Source organism: Nocardia sp. bgisy134, assembly GCF_057708325.1.
This window is the reverse complement of the sequence record NZ_JBYIRW010000003.1, coordinates 244578-261270: the sequence shown is the minus strand read 5'-3', so window position 1 is coordinate 261270 and position 16693 is coordinate 244578. Positions and strand designations below refer to the sequence as shown.

Annotated in this window: 16 protein-coding genes and 1 tRNA gene; 10 read left to right on the top strand and 7 right to left on the bottom strand. The window is 68.1% G+C overall.

All coding sequences use genetic code 11. The features are described from left to right. The first annotated feature begins 8 nt into the window (after window positions 1-8). From AC3ERS_RS07890 to AC3ERS_RS07870, 5 genes are all read left to right on the top strand, one after another. On the top strand, window positions 9-1493 hold the full coding sequence (locus AC3ERS_RS07890) for a HAMP domain-containing sensor histidine kinase (protein WP_431965001.1): 1485 nt from the start codon (window positions 9-11) through the stop codon (window positions 1491-1493). Window positions 1494-1565: 72 nt separating this feature from the next. Next, complete coding sequence (locus AC3ERS_RS07885) at window positions 1566-2981, top strand: S1C family serine protease (protein WP_431964999.1); 1416 nt, start codon at window positions 1566-1568, stop codon at window positions 2979-2981. Beyond that, the gene (locus tag AC3ERS_RS07880; protein ID WP_431964997.1) at window positions 2978-3547 is read left to right on the top strand and encodes a MogA/MoaB family molybdenum cofactor biosynthesis protein; all 570 of its coding nucleotides are present in this window, start codon (window positions 2978-2980) and stop codon (window positions 3545-3547) included. Before AC3ERS_RS07885 ends, AC3ERS_RS07880 begins: the two co-directional genes overlap by 4 nt. 701 nt (window positions 3548-4248) lie before the next feature. Beyond that, window positions 4249-4923 (top strand): MspA family porin, encoded by a 675-nt coding sequence (locus AC3ERS_RS07875; RefSeq protein WP_431964995.1) that lies wholly within the window; start codon window positions 4249-4251, stop codon window positions 4921-4923. Window positions 4924-5058: 135 nt separating this feature from the next. Then, complete coding sequence (locus AC3ERS_RS07870) at window positions 5059-5730, top strand: MspA family porin (RefSeq protein ID WP_431964993.1); 672 nt, start codon at window positions 5059-5061, stop codon at window positions 5728-5730. Between the two features lie 278 nt (window positions 5731-6008). Here AC3ERS_RS07870 and mscL read toward each other — a convergent pair whose 3' ends face one another. The 4 genes from mscL to AC3ERS_RS07850 form a co-directional block, all read right to left on the bottom strand. Further along, on the bottom strand, window positions 6009-6416 hold the full coding sequence (gene mscL / locus AC3ERS_RS07865) for a large conductance mechanosensitive channel protein MscL (RefSeq protein ID WP_431964991.1): 408 nt from the start codon (window positions 6414-6416) through the stop codon (window positions 6009-6011). Between the two features lie 145 nt (window positions 6417-6561). Then, the gene (locus AC3ERS_RS07860; RefSeq protein ID WP_431964989.1) at window positions 6562-7230 is read right to left on the bottom strand and encodes an SAF domain-containing protein; all 669 of its coding nucleotides are present in this window, start codon (window positions 7228-7230) and stop codon (window positions 6562-6564) included. Between the two features lie 103 nt (window positions 7231-7333). Next, window positions 7334-7627, bottom strand: a complete 294-nt coding sequence (locus tag AC3ERS_RS07855) for an FmdB family zinc ribbon protein (protein ID WP_431964987.1) — start codon at window positions 7625-7627, stop codon at window positions 7334-7336. 68 nt (window positions 7628-7695) lie between these two features. After that, window positions 7696-8292: a 5-formyltetrahydrofolate cyclo-ligase gene (locus AC3ERS_RS07850; protein ID WP_431964985.1), complete on the bottom strand. Its 597-nt coding sequence runs from the start codon at window positions 8290-8292 to the stop codon at window positions 7696-7698. A 78-nt stretch (window positions 8293-8370) separates the two neighbouring features. On the opposite strand from AC3ERS_RS07850, the gene AC3ERS_RS07845 reads away from it, so the two are divergent. The 5 genes from AC3ERS_RS07845 to AC3ERS_RS07825 all read left to right on the top strand — a co-directional run bounded on the left by AC3ERS_RS07845 (window position 8371) and on the right by AC3ERS_RS07825 (window position 13035). Further along, the gene (locus AC3ERS_RS07845; protein ID WP_431964983.1) at window positions 8371-9327 is read left to right on the top strand and encodes a UTP--glucose-1-phosphate uridylyltransferase; all 957 of its coding nucleotides are present in this window, start codon (window positions 8371-8373) and stop codon (window positions 9325-9327) included. Between the two features lie 125 nt (window positions 9328-9452). Further along, entirely contained in the window at window positions 9453-10709 is a 1257-nt protein-coding gene (gene glp / locus AC3ERS_RS07840; protein ID WP_431964981.1) for a molybdotransferase-like divisome protein Glp, read from the top strand. A 12-nt stretch (window positions 10710-10721) separates the two neighbouring features. Beyond that, window positions 10722-11372 (top strand): GNAT family N-acetyltransferase, encoded by a 651-nt coding sequence (locus AC3ERS_RS07835; RefSeq protein WP_431964979.1) that lies wholly within the window; start codon window positions 10722-10724, stop codon window positions 11370-11372. 361 nt (window positions 11373-11733) lie between these two features. After that, window positions 11734-12882 carry a divisome protein SepX/GlpR gene (gene sepX / locus AC3ERS_RS07830; protein WP_431964977.1) on the top strand — a complete coding sequence of 383 codons (1149 nt, stop codon included), beginning with the start codon at window positions 11734-11736 and terminating at the stop codon, window positions 12880-12882. Between the two features lie 80 nt (window positions 12883-12962). Further along, window positions 12963-13035, top strand: a tRNA-Ala gene (locus AC3ERS_RS07825). A 76-nt stretch (window positions 13036-13111) separates the two neighbouring features. Here the strand turns inward: AC3ERS_RS07825 and AC3ERS_RS07820 are convergent. The 3 genes from AC3ERS_RS07820 to AC3ERS_RS07810 all read right to left on the bottom strand — a co-directional run bounded on the left by AC3ERS_RS07820 (window position 13112) and on the right by AC3ERS_RS07810 (window position 16653). Next, complete coding sequence (locus AC3ERS_RS07820; RefSeq protein ID WP_431965393.1) at window positions 13112-14392, bottom strand: tyrosine-type recombinase/integrase; 1281 nt, start codon at window positions 14390-14392, stop codon at window positions 13112-13114. Window positions 14393-14462: 70 nt separating this feature from the next. Further along, complete coding sequence (locus AC3ERS_RS07815) at window positions 14463-14678, bottom strand: hypothetical protein (RefSeq protein WP_253787054.1); 216 nt, start codon at window positions 14676-14678, stop codon at window positions 14463-14465. Then, window positions 14668-16653: a replication initiator gene (locus AC3ERS_RS07810; protein ID WP_431964975.1), complete on the bottom strand. Its 1986-nt coding sequence runs from the start codon at window positions 16651-16653 to the stop codon at window positions 14668-14670. Before AC3ERS_RS07810 ends, AC3ERS_RS07815 begins: the two co-directional genes overlap by 11 nt. Window positions 16654-16693 lie beyond the last annotated feature (40 nt).

The following is a 16693-nucleotide window of genomic DNA, read 5'->3' as shown; positions in this document are numbered from 1 at the left end:
GCGCGACAATGGCTCGAAGCGTTCCCCGGCGACCCGTCATCGCCACCCTGGGCCACCGCCCGCCCGACCCGAACGAGATGCGGCCGCCGATGCCGCTGACCCGCTCGGTGTCGCTGCGCTGGCGTGTCACCCTGCTGGCCGCCTCGGTGGTGGCCATCGCGGTCGCGTTCACGTCCATCGCCGCCTACGCGATGGTGGCGCGCGCGCTCTACGCGGACGTCGACGCGCAATTGCGGGCGCGTGCCTCGACGATGATCGACAACAACTTCGAGAGCATGGGCTTCCAGTCGATCATCCTGGCCGGCCTGTTCTCCAACGATGTCGGCGTCGCGTTGATCTTCGCCGACCACAAGCCATATATGCCGCCGCAGCAGACGATTCCGCCGGTGGGGGAGCAGGAGTTCGCCGTCGCCGACGGCACGCTGACCTCCTCGCTGCGCACGGTGAGCAATCAACGCGTGCTCGCGGTGCGCACGAACTCCGGTGCGACGCTGGTCATCTCGCAGCGACTCGAGCCGACCCGCGAGGTGCTCGACCGGCTCGCCTGGCTGCTGTTCGTGGTCGGCGGCTGCGGCGTGGTGCTCGCCGCGGCGGCGGGCACGGCGGTGGGCCGCACCGGGCTCAGACCCATCGCCAGGCTGACGGCCGCGACCGAACGCGTCGCACGCACCGACGACCTCACGCCCATCCCGGTCACCGGTGACGACGAATTGGCTCGGCTCACCGACAGTTTCAACACCATGCTGCGGGCGCTGGCCGAATCACGCGACCGCCAGCGGCGTCTGGTCGCAGACGCCGGGCACGAGCTGCGCACGCCGCTGACCTCGTTGCGCACCAACATGGAGTTGCTCATCGCCTCCAGCAGGCCGGGCGCGCCACGGATTCCCGAGGAGGACATGGCGGAGCTGCGCGAGGACGTGATGGCTCAGATCGAGGAACTGTCCACCCTCGTCGGTGATCTGGTCGACCTGGCGCGCGAGGACGCCCCCGAGACGGTCTACGAGCGGATCGATCTCGGCGAGGTGACCGAGCGGGCATTGGAGCGCGCCCGGCGCAGGCGCGGGTCCATCGAGTTCGTCGCCGAGCTGCGGCCGTGGTTCGTCTACGGCCACGAGGCCGGACTGGAGCGGGCGGTGCTGAACGTGCTCGACAACGCCGCCAAGTGGAGCCCCGCAGGCGCCCAGGTGCTGGTCACCATGCGCGAGACCGGACGGGGTCTGCTGGAACTCGCGGTGGACGACGCGGGCCCCGGCATCCCGTCGGACGAACGGGAGCTGGTGTTCGAGCGGTTCTACCGGACCACCGCGTCCCGATCGATGCCGGGATCGGGGCTCGGCCTGGCCATCGTCAAGCAGGTGGTGACCAAGCACGGCGGCACCATCACGATCGACACGTCCGACCGCGGGGGCGCGCAGATCCGTATCGTGTTACCGGGCGAGGGCGATGGCGAGGGCGATGGCCCCGCGACCGCTCAGGAGATCTCGGAGAACTGAAAGCACGGTCTCAGTCGGCTCTAAGCCGTCGTCGGCACGCTGGTCGGCAGACGTGAGGAGAAACGAGAAACCATGACGGAGGATTTCCAGGACCGCAACGTGGAGCTGGGGAAGGCGGATGCCTCCGGACCCCGGCCGACCGAGCAGTTCCCTGCCGCGGGCGCGGCCGAGCACGCGGCATGGGCCGCACCCGGCGCGGCGCACCAGACGCCCCACTATCAGTCGCAGCAGCATCCCGGTGATCACCATCGGACGCAGCCGTTCCCCGGCCCCGAATCGGGTCACGGATTCGGGGCTCCCGGCGGCCCGCCGCCGCCCCCGCACGCCGTGCCAGGCGCGGCCTTCGGCGCGCAGCCGCCGCAGCCGCCGCGACGTCCGTTCCGCACCGGTCTCGTCGCAGGCGCGGTGGCGCTCGCACTGGTCAGCGGCGGCGTCGGCGGTGCGGTCGGCGCACTGGTCACCCGATCCGACGACGGCAGGGCATCGGTGACCAATGCGCTGGACGCGCCGAAGCCCAATGTCAGCAACGCGTCCAACGCGCCGGCGGGCTCGACCCAGGCGGTGGCGCAGAAGGTGCTGCCGAGCGTCGTCATGATCAAGGTGGCGAGCAACCGCGCCCAGGGCGAGGGCTCCGGCGTCGTGCTCTCCTCCGACGGCCTGATCCTGACCAATAATCACGTGGCCTCCGGCGGTGGCGCGGGCGCCAAGATGGAGGTCATGTTCTCCGACGGGAGCAGCGCGCCCGCCACGCTGGTCGGCGCCGACCCGGTGTCGGATCTCGCGGTGATCAAGGTGCAGGGCAAGAACGACCTGACCCCGATCGAACTGGGCACCTCGTCGAATCTCCAGGTCGGCCAGCCGGTGGTCGCCATCGGCTCGCCGCTCGGCCTGGCGGGCACCGTCACCACCGGCATCGTCTCGGCGCTGAACCGGCCGGTGTCGACCAGCGGCGAGGGCGGCCAGAACCCCAACGCCCCGCAGCCGGTGATCGACGCGATCCAGACCGACGCCGCCATCAACCCCGGCAATTCGGGCGGCGCGCTGGTGGACGGCAGCGGCAAGCTGATCGGCATCAACACCGCGATCGCCAGCCTCGGCGTCGGCGAGATGGGCGGCCAGCAGAGCGGTTCGATCGGCCTCGGCTTCGCCATCCCGGTGGACCAGGCCCGCCGCGTGGCCGACCAGCTGATCAAGAGCGGCCACGCCACCTACGCCCAGATCGGCATCAAGCTGCGGCCGCAGGACAGCGCCGCACTGGTGCTGGAAGCGACACCGGACGGCCCGGCCGCCAAGGCGGGCATCCCGGCGGGCGTCGTCATCACCAAGCTGGACGACCGGTCCATCGACTCCGGCGAAGCCCTCATCGCCGCCGTTCGTTCGCACCAACCGGGAGACAAGGTGAAGGTCACCTACACCGACGAACAGGGCAACAATCCCAAGACGGTCGAGGTCACTCTCACCGGCGTGCCCGCGGACGGTGGCCGATGAGGCGGCTGAGTGACGCGGAATTGTCCAGCGCCGCCGCCGGGTTGCTCGGTACAGGCGCTACGGTGAGCACCATGGAAATCGATGCTCCTGTGGCGGGGCGTGCACTGGTGGTGGTCGTCGACGATCGAACGGCGCATGGAGGTGTGGACTCGCTCGGCCCGCTGGTCACCGAGCTGCTCACCGAGGCGGGTTTCCTCGTCGACGCGTCGGTGTCGGTGTCGGCCGATGAGGTGGAGATCCGCAACGCGCTGAACACGGCCGTGATCGGCGGCGTCGACCTGGTCATCTCGGTGGGCGGTACCGGGATGTCGCCGCGCGACGTGACGCCGGAGGCGACCTCCCAGGTGCTGGACCGGGAACTGCCCGGAATCAGCGAGGCGCTGCGCTCTTCCGGCCGGGTCGCCGGCTCGCTGGACGCCGGGCTCTCGCGCGGGCTGGCGGGCGTGTCGGGCAGCACCCTGGTGGTCAACCTGCCTGGCACCCGCGCCGCCATCCGCGACGGCATGGCAACCCTCTCGCCGCTCGCCAGCAAAGTGATCGGCGAACTGTCCGGATTGGCCGAATAATTCCGGCCGCCGACTCCTCCGACGTCCCTCGCTCCGCCGCGCGCCGGGCGAGGGACGCCGCGCGTCTGGCGCGGATCTTCGGCGACACCCTCCCGGACACCACCCGCGACGAACGCGGTGACGATCCGGCCGACCGTGGTACTGCCGACGACTGGTTGCGCTCCCAGGTTCCGCCGCATCACGGCTGAGCGCCTTTTCTACTATTTTAGTCCGTACTTCAGGACTATATTCCTGCGTTATCTCCTCACCGTTTTCTATTACGGACTGTGATCTGCGCTATTCATACGGCCCTGTCCCGTAAGTAGCGGTTGGCGTCGTTGCGACTCGTGTCGATCAGTTCAGGCGAATGCGCGACATTCCCGCCTGCATTTATGCACGTCAAGCGATATTGGCATGTCAGCACCAGTGATCTACATCACATTGTTCTTTACAATTCTTTACGTTGCCAGGCAGTTACCGACCGTTTAATCTTCGCCTCGAGCCACCCAAACGTAGGTCCCCCGCAGGCCCGGATACGGCACGTATGTTGTCGATCCGGCGGAACCCGGCTCGGTTCCATTTGCCAGTGAGGGCGTTGCGCCGAAATAACAGCCGGTTACATATCGGCAACAAAGGGGCGACAAACTGAGCTGGGCCTGAGTATGGACCACTGTCCAGCCTCGATGGTCGAGGTTGACTGTTTGAACCTGATGAGGGGAAGTATGAGCGAGAACCGCACCAACGGTCTGCGTCGCGGTGCCCGCGTCGCGGGCGTCGGCGCCGCCGCGGCCGTTGCCATGGGCCTGCTGTCGACCGGTGCTGCCAATGCCGACACCTTCGTGCCGTTGCCGGACGGTCAGAAGGTGGGTCCTGGCGTGACCCTGACCCGCACGGGTGAGCACGCCCTGATTTCGCCGTCCCTTGCCGCCAACGGCGCCGGTCGCGTCGTCTGGGTCTCGGGCAACGCCACCGCCGATGTCACCGTGACCCCCGAGGGTACGGTCGGCCCGAACAACGGCCCCGCGGGTGGCGCCGGCACCAACAACTCCTCGACCCACGGCGCTTCCCAGCTGAGCACCGGCTACATCGTCGGCTGCCAGGTCAGTATCGCCGACGACGCCATCTCCGCGGGCGTGTCGGGCGGCGTCAACCTCGACGGCTTCAGCCTGGGCGGCTCCATCGGCCTGAACCTCGGCCCTGGCGAAGTGAAGTTCGTTCAGATCGACTACAAGGACATCCTGAAGCCGGGCGTGTACTCGGTCGAGTACCAGGATGCCGAGATCGAGATCCAGGGCTGCGCGGGCTACGCCCAGGCGCGCGCCTACACCGTGGTCGAGATCATCGGTGACCACTACTCGAAGACCACCCTCTACGGGATGCCGTTCAGCATCGGCTGACGTCTGTCGAGTCCACCGCGGCGAGCGCGGACCGCGATCGATCGCACGAGCGATCGTCGCCGGTTCGAGGCCGCCGATCGAACAACGAACAATCTTCTCGCTGAAGCGAATTCAACCCTCGAGGGGTACAACGAAATGATCAACCGTAAGAACGTGGCGCGTGTGGCCGGTGTCGGTGCCGCCGCCACCATCGCCATGGGCCTGTTCTCCACCGGCGCTGCCAACGCCGACACCTTCGTTCCGCTGCCGGGCGGCCAGATCGTCAAGCACCTGTCCGACGGCACCGTCGTGACGGTCCGCTTGGTCGGCGAGTCCGCCACCATCAGCCCGTCCCTCGGCTCCACCCCGGTGCACCGCAACGCGTGGGTCTCCGGTTCGGCTCAGGTCGAGGTGTCCGGCACCGGCTCGGAAGCCGGCGGCAAGATCTTCCCGGGCTACACCGTCGGCTGCCAGGTGAACATCGCGGGCGGCGGCGCCGAGGGCGGCGTCGAGGCCGGCAGCGACTGGCAGGGTGAGAGCCCGAGCATCGGCGCGACCAGCGGCGGCAACCTGTCGCTCGGCCCGGGCCAGGCGACCTCGTTCTACATCCTCGACATCGAGGAGGCCGACGACTTCGGCAACGAGGCGCACAAGAAGCGCAACAAGTTCAAGGGCAGCAACGGCTCGGTCACCTGGGCGGACTCCACCATCGGCCTGTCGGGCTGCGGTGGTTACGCGCAGGCCCGCGCCTTCGTCAGCGTCGAGGTCGAGACCGACAACGTCGTCACCTGGGTGACGCTGTGGGGCCAGCCGTTCAGCCTCGGCTGATGTGCCTCTCCGCCCGCGCTCCGATCATCGTCGGTGTGCGGGCGGACTCCATCGGGCCGCGCCGACTGTCGGGTCGTGCGCCCGATGACCCGAACGAACGGGCCCGTCGCTTCGGCGACGGGCCCGTTGTCGTCCGTAGCGGCGATTCGATGCCGATACTGGACATGCGTCCATTAGGGCGCGACTAGGCTGGATGTGTCGTTCGGAGGGGACAACCCGGACGACCCGACGGGAGCGGGTATCCGGGGCGGCTGCTCGAGGGCTCGCTTCCGCCCGGTTCAGTATTCGTGCCGTCCACCGGCGCTCTCGCGTCCCTCGGCCAGCAGATCGCGGATCTGAACCAGAATCTCGGTATCGCTCAGCGGTTCTTCCACGTCGCCGCCGAATCGCTTCTTCATCTGCGCCGCGGGCAGCACCAGCACGAAATACAACACAGCGGCGATGATGGCGAAATTGATGATCGCGGTGATGATCGGGCCGACCTGAACGAATGTCGCCGGTTTGTCGGCAACCAGGTAGAAACCGAGGCCGATTTCGTCGCTTCCGCCGAAAACGGCGAGCAGCGGATTGATGATTCCGTTGGTGAACGCGGTGACGATCGCGACGAACGCGGTGCCGATTATCACCGCAACTGCCAGGTCGACGACGTTTCCACGGAGCATGAAATCCTTGAATCCCTTGAGCATTGCCGATCTCTCCTCTTCGGAAGGCAGCTACGGTCACACTCGGCGGAATCTGCGTGCCGGGTATCGGGGATGCTAGTCGACCCATTCGGTTAATGTTCGGCGAACATATTCGCGTCGCGAATAAATCCGCGCGGGGGGCGGTCTGTCAATGGAAGACCACCGTGAGCGCGGTGTGCAGGGAGGCCGCGGCCACCACCGCGGCGCGCTCGGAATCCATCGCGACCAGCACCACCCTGTCGGTCGCGTCGCGCCGCTCGCCAGGCTGGGAAACCAGGACGACGGCGGCGTCGCTCGCCAGGGTGCGGGCCGGGTGCGCGCCGGGCCCTTGTTGCTCCTCGCCGCCGATCACGTCGACGCGGTCGCCGGCGCGCAGGATCTCCGCGACGGCGCTGTCGGCCAGCCGGACCGGGACTATGCGCGCATCGCGCGCGCCGACGGCCACCTCGGCCAGCCGGGGCCCGATCACCCGCAGGTCGGTGAACAACTCGCCTGCTCGCATCGCGCCGGTCGTCGTCGCGCCGTGCAGCGTCGCGGGATCGCGCACCACGCCGACCGGCAGGGTGCCCGTTTCGCGCGGAACGGTCTTCAGATCACCGGGCTCGAGCACCGCGCCCGGCGGCAGATCACGCCCGGCGACGACGACCTCCGCCCGCACCGCGCCGGGATTCCCGCGTGCGAACAGGACGACCGCCAGCAGTGTCAGCGCCGCGGCGAGCACCCGGCGGGCGAGCAGGCCGTCGGCCCAGGGCGGGCGGTTCGACAGCGCGAAGCGCAGTGGGCTACCGCGACCGAGATCGGCGAGTGCGCGAGTCATGGCCGGATCCTATGGCCAGAATCACACCGCGCGGCGCGCGAAAAGGGTGGGTTGTGGATCAACCGGAGGCTGTGGACAACCCGGGATTCGGACTACCGCGGAATCAGCTGGCGACGGCCGTGCTGGCGGTCGAGCTCGTGCTGCTGGAAGAGCTGGAGTCGGAGCCTGCCGAGCTGGAGCTGCTGTCGGACTTCGCGGGCTCGCTCGCGGTGGACGCGCCGCCGCGGCTGTCGGTGCGGTAGAAACCACTGCCCTTGAACACGATGCCGACCGAGTTGAACAGCTTGCGCAGCTTCCCCGAGCAGTTCTCGCAGACCGTCAGTGCGTCGTCGGTGAAGGACTGCACGATGTCGAACCGGTTGTCGCACTCGGTGCACGCGTATGAATAAGTTGGCACAGGATCCTCCGCAGGGTTCGTCAACTGGCACTCTACAGTTGACAGTGCCAACGCCGCCAATCGGTCGATCATTCCGCGACCGGATCGCCGCCGAGTTGCCGTAATCCGCCGCGCGGCGTGAGGACCCAGCCCATCCGCAGGTCGTGCGGTTCTTCGGGCAGCCGTTCCACGAATTCGTCGTCGCGCACCACCGCGACCAGCCGGGCGTCCGGCCGGGCCGCGCCGAGGGTGCGGTCGTAGTGCCCGGCCCCGCGCCCGAGCCGGACGCCGCGCCGGTCCACCGCGAGCGCCGGAATCAGGATCAGCTCGGCCAGCGCGACGGCGTCGGCGCCCAGCGCGGGGCCGCTCGGCTCCAGCAGCCCGTACCGGGCCTTACGCAGGTCGTCCCGGCCGGTGTACTCGGCCCAGTTCAGCGGTTCCGCGCCGCCGGTGAGCGGCAGCAGCACGCGCGCACCCGCCTCCCGAAGGGCCTCCAGCTGGGCGGTCGAACCGGGTTCGCCGCGCACCGGGACGTAGGCGCACACCCATCCGGAAACCTCGAGTTTGCCGACTTCCTCGGCCAGGGCCAGCGCCTCGCTCGCGCGTTCGTCGGCGGACACCGCGGCCCGTCGGGCGAGAATTTCGCCACGCCATGCATGTTTGTCCCGCTCGCCGGGCATCTCCATGGGGATCACCATAAGCTCACCGAGTGCCGGGCCGCCGCGACGACGGTCGGCGGTGTGATGGATGGATAGGGTATGCGTATGACAGCAATGGCAGGACAGTCCGCGGATGGTGCACTGATGTCGTGTTTCCGCACGGCAGTCGTGCCAGCGGCCGGGCTCGGGACCCGTTTCCTGCCCGCGACCAAGACGGTGCCCAAAGAGTTGCTGCCGGTGGTGGACACTCCTGGCATCGAACTGGTGGCGAGCGAGGCGGCGGAGTCCGGCGCGGACCGGCTCGTGATCGTGACCTCACCGGGCAAGGACGGCGTCGTCGCGCACTTCGTCGAGGACCTGGTGCTGGAGAGCACCCTCGCCGAGCGTGGCAAATTCCACTTGCTCGAGAAGGTGCGCAAGGCTCCTGCCCTGCTGGATGTCACCTCGGTGGTGCAGGAGGAGCCGCTCGGTCTCGGTCACGCGGTCGCGCAGGCCGAGCAGGTGCTGGACGACGACGAGGACGCGATCGCGGTCCTGCTTCCCGACGACCTGGTGCTGCCGTGCGGCGTGCTCGACGTGATGAGCCGGGTGCGGCGCAAGCGCGGCGGCACCGTGCTGTGCGCCATCGACGTGCCGAAGGAAGAGGTCAGCGCGTACGGCGTCTTCGACGTCGCGCCGGTGCCCGACGCGACCAACCCGAACGTGCTGCGGGTCAACGGAATGGTGGAGAAGCCCGCGCTGGCCGACGCGCCGTCCACCTTCGCGGCCGCGGGCCGATACCTGTTGGACCGGGCCATCTTCGACGCCCTGCGGCGGATCGAGCCGGGCGCCGGAGGTGAGCTTCAACTCACCGACGCCATCGCGCTGCTGATCGAGGAGGGACACCCCGTACACGTCGTCGTGCACCGTGGGTCGCGCCACGATTTGGGCAACCCGGGCGGTTATCTTCGTGCTGCGGTCGATTTCGCTTTGGAACGAGAGGAATACGGCCCCGCCCTGCGCGAGTGGCTGCAGCACCGGCTCGGTCCGGACTGGGATCCGCAGCTGACGACGGACGACTGAGCGAATGTTCGGCTTTCGTCGACAGTGGACCGTCGGGTACGAATGATGGTTCACCGAACGCGGTTGCGTCCGAAGCGCGTGCGGCGGAATCGGTTCGAGGTGCGGAGAAGATCAGGAAGGGCTGGATGCGCTCGGTTGAGGATCAGCAGATCAAGGTGACCGCGGCGGCGGTCGCGCCCCGGCCGGTCCGTGTCGCGATCTCCGAGGCCCAGGGCCTGCTGTGCGCCGAGGACGTGATCACCGAGCGGCCGCTGCCCGGATTCGATCAGGCGGCCATCGACGGTTACGCGGTGCGCAGCGTCGACGTGTCCGCCGCCGGGTCCGATATCCGCGACGAGGACGGCGAACTCGTCGACCTGACGCTGCCGGTGGTCGGCGAGGTGGTCGCGGGTTCCCGGCAGCCGATCCGGTTGCAGCCGCGCCAGACGGTGCGGGTCGACACCGGCGCTCCGCTGCCGACGCTCGCCGATGCCGTGCTTCCGCTGGATTTCACCGACGGCGGCCGGGCCAGGATCAAGGTCTACGAATCGGTTCGCTCGGGCGATTACGTGCGGCGCATCGGCGACGACGTGCAGCCAGGCGATGTCGCGGTGCGCGCGGGCACCATCATCGGCCCCGCGCAGGTGGGCCTGCTCGCCGCGGTCGGCCAGGACAAGGTCCTCGTGCATCCGCGTCCCCGGCTCTCGGTGATCTCGGTCGGCGGCGAGCTCATCGACATCGATCGCACGCCGGGGCCGGGCCAGGTCTACGACGTCAACTCCTACGCGCTGGCCGCCGCCGCGCGCGATGCGGGCGCCGACGTGAACCGCGTCGGCATCATCAGCGCCGATCCGCGGCGGCTGCGCGACGTGATCGAAGGCCAGCTGGTGCGTTCGGAAGTCGTCGTGATCGCGGGCGCGGTCGGCGGCTGGGCCTCCGAGCAGGTGCGCGAGGCGCTGGAGGGGCTCGGCGAACTCGAGATCGCCAGGGTGGCCATGCATCCCGGCTCGGTGCAGGGTTTCGGCAGGCTCGGGCGCGACGAGGTGCCGACCTTCCTGCTGCCGTCCAATCCCGTTGGCGCACTGGTGGTGTTCGAGGTGATGGTGCGTCCGCTGATCCGGATCGCGCTCGGCCGCAGGCATCCGATGCGACGGATCATCCGGGCCAGGACCATCACCCCGATCAATTCGATGATCGGCCGTAAAGGCTTCTTGCGAGCGCAGCTCATGCGCGACGAATCCACCGGGGACTATCTCGTGCAGCCGCTCGGCGGCGGCGCGGGCTCCTCGCATCTGCTGGCCACCATGGCCGAGGCGAACAGCCTGATCATCATCGATCCGGAGGACACCGAGGTCAGGACCGGCGACGAGGTGCAGGTCGCTTTTCTCTCCCAGCGCGGCTGAAGCGTGGAGTCGATGAACGTCTTCCGGGTCACCCAGCATCCGGGGTGGCCCGCGCATCTCGGTCCGGTGCGCGTCGCGGCGGGACAGGTCACGCTGCGGCCGGTGCGGTTGCGTGACGCGGCGGCATGGAGCCGCATCCGGCTGCGCGACCGCGAGCACCTGGAGCCGTGGGAGCCGACCGGCCGCGGGGCCTGGGACGCACGCAATCACGCGTCGAACTGGCCCTCGCTGTGGTCGAGCCTGAAGGCCGAGGCCCGGCGCGGCGCGATGATTCCGCTCGTCATCGAGGTCGACGGCACCTTCAGCGGCCAGTTGACCGTCGGCAACATCGTGCGCGGAGCGCTGCGCTCGGCGTGGATCGGCTACTGGGTGGCCAAGGATCTCAGCGGGCAAGGCGTGGCCACCGCAGCGCTCGCGCTCGGACTCGACCACTGCTTCGGGCCGGTCGGGCTGCACCGCGTCGAAGCGACCGTGCGCCCGGAAAACCTGGCCAGCCAGGCCGTGCTGCGCAATGTCGGGTTCCGAGAGGAAGGCCTGCTTCGCCGCTATCTGGACGTGGACGGCGCGTGGCGGGACCATCTGCTCGTCGGCCTCACGGTCGAGGAAATCAACGGGACCGTGCTCGATCGGCTGGTGCGTGACGGGCGGGTCATACTGCCCTGAAGGCCGCAATTCGTTTGCAAGACATTTGCTTCTCGGAATACCCGGAAAGAAATCCTGCAATCGATAGACGGACGGAACGATACCGTCGTGACACGTCAACTCCCGCGCGAAACGCGGACCGACGGGGGAGCTTGTGACAGGTGTGGCGGATGTGCACGGCGCGCCTGCCGTATTCGCGCGGCGCGCCGAATTAACCTACGGACGTCGATGCCGCGTCTTGCGGTACCGGCAGGGAGCCTGAGAGGCGTCTCCGGACGATGGATCGCGTCCGAGAGCGGGAGCGGTAGCGAACGCACGGCGCGGTGCGTCATCCAGGCGCGGGCCGAACGGACGAACAGGTGGGGACGGAGGTGATGACCTGATGCCGAACTCGATTCTGTGGATCGGGCTCGTCGTGCTCTGGGTCTTCGTCCTGTTCCCGATCCTGGCCGACCGGCACCCCAGGATCCGGCAGACCACCGATGCGGCACTGGCGACCCGCGTGTTGCACCGCGGCGGCTCCAAGCGACGCATGAAGAAGGGGCCGGCGGCCGGGCACGACAGCGACCCGGACTATCGGCCGACCCGAGTGCAGAGAAAGCGTTTCTATAGCGATGATGCGGAGGACCGGATGAGCGCACCGGCCGACGAGCAAGTCACCGAGGTCGACGAGGACACCGACGCGCGGGACGACTTCCCGGCGCTCGAGGCGGGGCAGGACGCGTCCGCCGAACACTCCGGCGCCGCCGATGACGAACCCGCCGAAGCGGATTCGGCCGAGCCGGACGACGACGTGACGAGCGAGGCCGACCGTGCGGCGGATCCCGATTCGGATCTCGATTCGGACGAGAACGACACCGAGACGGCCCGATCGCCTGCGGACACGGACGCGGCGGCCGATGATGACGACGTGGCCGAAGACGATGAAGAGGCCGCGGCGCACCACGAACCGACCACGGCACGTATTCCGCCCGCCCGTTCCGCCGCACCCGCGCGCGTCCCGGACCTCGACTTCGAAACCGATTCGGCCGAACCGGAATTCGTTCCCACCCGGCGCGGCCGCGGTGGTTTCGACCCGGAAGCCGACGCGATAGCGCGCGCCGCCCGCTACACCTTCCGGCAGCGCGCCGTGCTCGGCCTGCTGCTGTCGAGCATCCTCTGCGGGGCGCTCGCGATCGTCGTGAGCCCGCTGGTGTGGTGGGCCTGCGCGGCGTCCGTCCTCGGCCTCGGCACCTACCTGGCGTACCTACGCAAGCAGGTCCGGATGGAAGAGGAGATCCGCCGCCGCCGCGCCGCCCGCCTCACCCGCGATCACGAGGACGCCCACGACGACCCGCGGCACGCCGACGACACCGCGGCCCGCCGCGGCATGGATCGCGACACCGCCCGCGCCCTGCGCCGCCGCTCCGTCCTGCTGGACGCCGACGACGAAGACCCCATGTTCGAACATCTCGAAACCTTCGATCCCGCCACCGCCCGCGCCCTGCGCGGCCGCACCGGCACCGACATGCGCCGCGCCGTCGGCGAATAACCGCAGCTCAGGCAGGCGATTCGGTATCCCGCCGCATCGCCTGCTACAGTTGCACAGCGCGGTTCCCCCGGGGATCGCACGGGGCTATAGCGCAGTTGGTAGCGCGTCTCGTTCGCATCGAGAAGGTCAGGGGTTCGATTCCCCTTAGCTCCACAGTTCTCGCAGGTAAGGGCGGGTTTCGAGTCAGACTCGGGAACCCGCCCTTTCGCATCTTCCAACTAAGTCCCAACTATGTCCCTGCCCCGGTGACCGCGCGTTCGAGTGCTTCGGCGGCGGCATGGTGGGTTCGCCCGCGTGCCATGTAGTGCCGTTGTGTCATCGCCGGGTCGGCGTGGCCGAGCACGTCAGCGGTGACTCGCGCCGACAGTCCGGCGTCATCGAGGATCGTCGCCACCGCATGACGGAAGCTGTGTGCGGTGATGTCGTCGGCCATGCCGAGGGCGTCACGAACGCGCTGCCATTCGTGGCCGACGTTCTGCGGATCGCGCAGCGTCCACACCGCCGAGGGGAACACCAGATCGAGCGTTGGTGCGTCCGAGTCGGGAGGTGATGCCAGTTTCCGGGCCGCGAGTGCCGCTCGACGCCGCTTCAACATCTGAACGGCGAAGTCGGGTAGGGCGATGGTGTTGCGCCGGTTCTTCGGGTCGTCCTCCACCTCGAGGCGGACCAAGCCGTCGCCTTTCACGCGGACGACCTTGCCGGTGGTGCGCAGGGTGCGTGCCTCGAGGTCGATGTCCGACCACAACAGGCCGAGTATCTGACTGCGCCGCAGTCCGGTTGCCGCGAGCAGGGTCACCAGGTCGGCCAGGTCGGCGGTGTCGCAGTAGTCGGCGACCGTTGGCGGGGTGTACGCCTTGACCGGTGTGCCCCGGTTGCGCTCGGCCCTGGACAGCTTGCGCGGGCACGGCACCTGCGAGGTTCGTACAGCGGTGAGGATGAAGCGCAACTCATCGATGGTGAGATCGCGGGCGCCACCGGTGCGGCCCTTGGCCTCGATGTTCTTGGCCATCTGCGATTCCCGGACCGGGTTCACGGTCAGGGCATCTTTGCGCACGGCGTAACGGAACATCCCCGACAGCACGTTTCGGGCCGTGCGCATCGAGGACGGTCCCTTGGCTTCGCCTACCTGTTTGAGGAACGCCTCCACAGCTGACGTGGTGACCTCGAGAAGCCGCCGCTCACCGAACGCGGTGTTGAACAACTCCGCGACCACGTCGTAGCGGTCCATCGTGTTACCCGCGCGGCCCTGTTCGACCAGATGTGCCCGATACAGCCCCCACAGTTGCCGAACACTCGTGGACTCCGACAACTCCCCGCCCAAGTCCACACGGATACTCGTGGCCGCAGCCATGACCGCATCCAGTGCGCGTGATCCATTGCGATCGGGGATCTTTCGGCCGCGTGCGTCGAGCTTGATAGGCGAGACCCGTTTCAGATCTCGCCTCTTGCCGGAGGCATCGCGAACCAAAATCCTTGCCTCCCAGCGGCCTGGAGACAATTCGGTCAGCATCGGGGCGCCAGGGACACCGATGGGACGGGCGGGTCTGCCTCGTTTCACGCCCGCCCCCTTGCTGGCTGGCTCACGGTTCCTCGCGACCCTCCAGGGCCGCGTCCAGCGCGTTCAGATCCCAACGGAAATCCTTCCCGACCCGCTTGGGTCTCGGTAGCCACGGGTACTTGTCGCGATTGCGGTTCCAGCGCCGAAGCACTTCCGGGTTCACGCAGATGTGTGCGGCAGCATCTTTGGTGGTTGCCCACCGGCGAAACGGCACGGTGTGCTCGTGCTCAGCAGACATCGGGAGCTCCTGTCCGGTCAACACCATTATCGTTGCTATATATTTGCTGAACTGGGGGTGTGGCACACGTCGGTGTTGCCGAACAACCGTCCTCGTCCGGTGGTGGTGGATCGGCAGCGAGCATGGCCCGGTCGTATTCGGCTCGCCAGGTGATGCGTTCGGCGATGGCGGTCATGAGCAGCTTCGCCCGTGACGGGATGCGTGCGCCGGGGGCGATGGTGGCCCAGGTGTAGCGGCGCGGATCGGTGGCGGGTTTCTCGATGCCGACGGCGGCCAGGCGGTTTCGGACGAATTCCATCCGGTCGGCTTTGTGGTCTCCGAGGGTCTTGCCTGTCCATTGCTCGGAGGTCAGCACCCGGTTGCCTGGCAGGGCGAGGGTTTCGCGCCGATGTGCGCGTGCCTTGCATACTCCTGGCACGGTTTTGGCGGTGGCGCCCTTGGGGGTGATGCCGTAGAGCAGCCAGATAGCGCACCGCGGACTACAGGGGGTGCGGCACAGTGCGGCGTGTAGTCGGTCGTAGTGGTCGTGCTGGCGTGCGGTGCGGGCGTGGAGGACCTCGGTGACCGATTTGGTGAGGTACTTGCACAGGTAGCCGATTGCCTCGCTGGCGGCTTTGGTGCCTGCGGCGATGCCTTGGATGTCGATGCGTGGCCCGAACGCCGCTTTGTGCGCGGGTTCGTCGGTCGGTTCGATTCCGTCTAGGGCGTCTTCCCAGGTGGTCAGTGCCGCTTTGCTATTGGGGTCGATGAAGGTTTCGCGGCGCGGGTCCCACACCGGCACGACCGCACTGGGATAGTGCATCTCGCCCAGTTGCGGCCACCACACTTGGTGGTAGGTGGCTTCGTTGACTTGGCGGATCACCGCGCGGGAGATGGCCCCGCGCAATGCCATGTGGATGTGCGGTGCGCCGCGCTTCTGGGGTTCAACCACGGCGAAGTACTGGACGTTCCAGCCGACCACGCGCCGAAGGTTCTGAATCCAGCGGGAGAACAACCGGGCGCAGGTGATCGCATCCCATGCCGCGCGCTGGTAGTCGTAGCTCTGCGGGTTGCGGGCGCTGCCGTCGCTGTGAACCTTGCCGTAGCTGGGCATGGTGAGGGTGACGAACATCGAGGAGTAGTGACCGCCGAACTCGCGTCCGATGGTGCGATCGGAGACCGGATTGCGGGGCAGGTCCGGCGCGTCCTGCCGTCGACGTGTCGAGCGACGCCGTTTCTCGGTTGCCGAACTCTCCTCGCTATCTCGGCCGGCTACATCCTCACCGGCCGATGCCGGCGGATTCCCCCGCATCCCCAGCGCGGTCAGTTGCCTATCGGCCCAGACGATTTCGGCCTCCAGCTCGGCGATGTCGGCGGCGTGCTGCTGTTCGCGTGCTTCGCCCAGCAGGGCGAGCAGATCGGCGCGGTAACCGATCAGGCCCTCTTGGTCGAAGGTGGGCCGCGGGCGCGGCTTGGTGGGCTCGCTTGTCAGGTGCCAGCCTTCCCGGCATTGAGCTTGCCGAAGTGCTTTGGCCTTACGCGCGCACGGCCCGCACTGGGATTCCCGCGTGGCCCCACACGGCACCGGAACGTAGGTAACCCGTCCGGTCACGGCGTCGGTTTGTTCGAGCACGATCGGCCGCACACACACCCCGTGCCGGTCGGCCGCTGCTATCGCGATGTCGAGGAACGACGGACCGCGCCCGGATGGATTCCCATCCTCATCCGTTACTCGTGGCGCGTCGTCGAAGACAGTGGTTGTCATGAGATCACCTGTCTCGTAGTCCCACACGCGGCACCAGGCCGACAACGCCGAGCAAGCGCGGTCGGACCGGTGCCGCGTGAAACGTGAAATGCGAACTACCGGAGCAGGTTTCAAAGATGAGGTGCCGCCGCCGGTACGACGGTCACGAGCGCTACCCGCGCTGAATCGGAAAGACTGTGAATGCGCTATCCGCGCTGCATATGTGCCGCTCGCAGTGATGTTGCTGGTCACCTGGCGCGGCAATACTAGGCTATCGTGCGTTCTTCGCGGT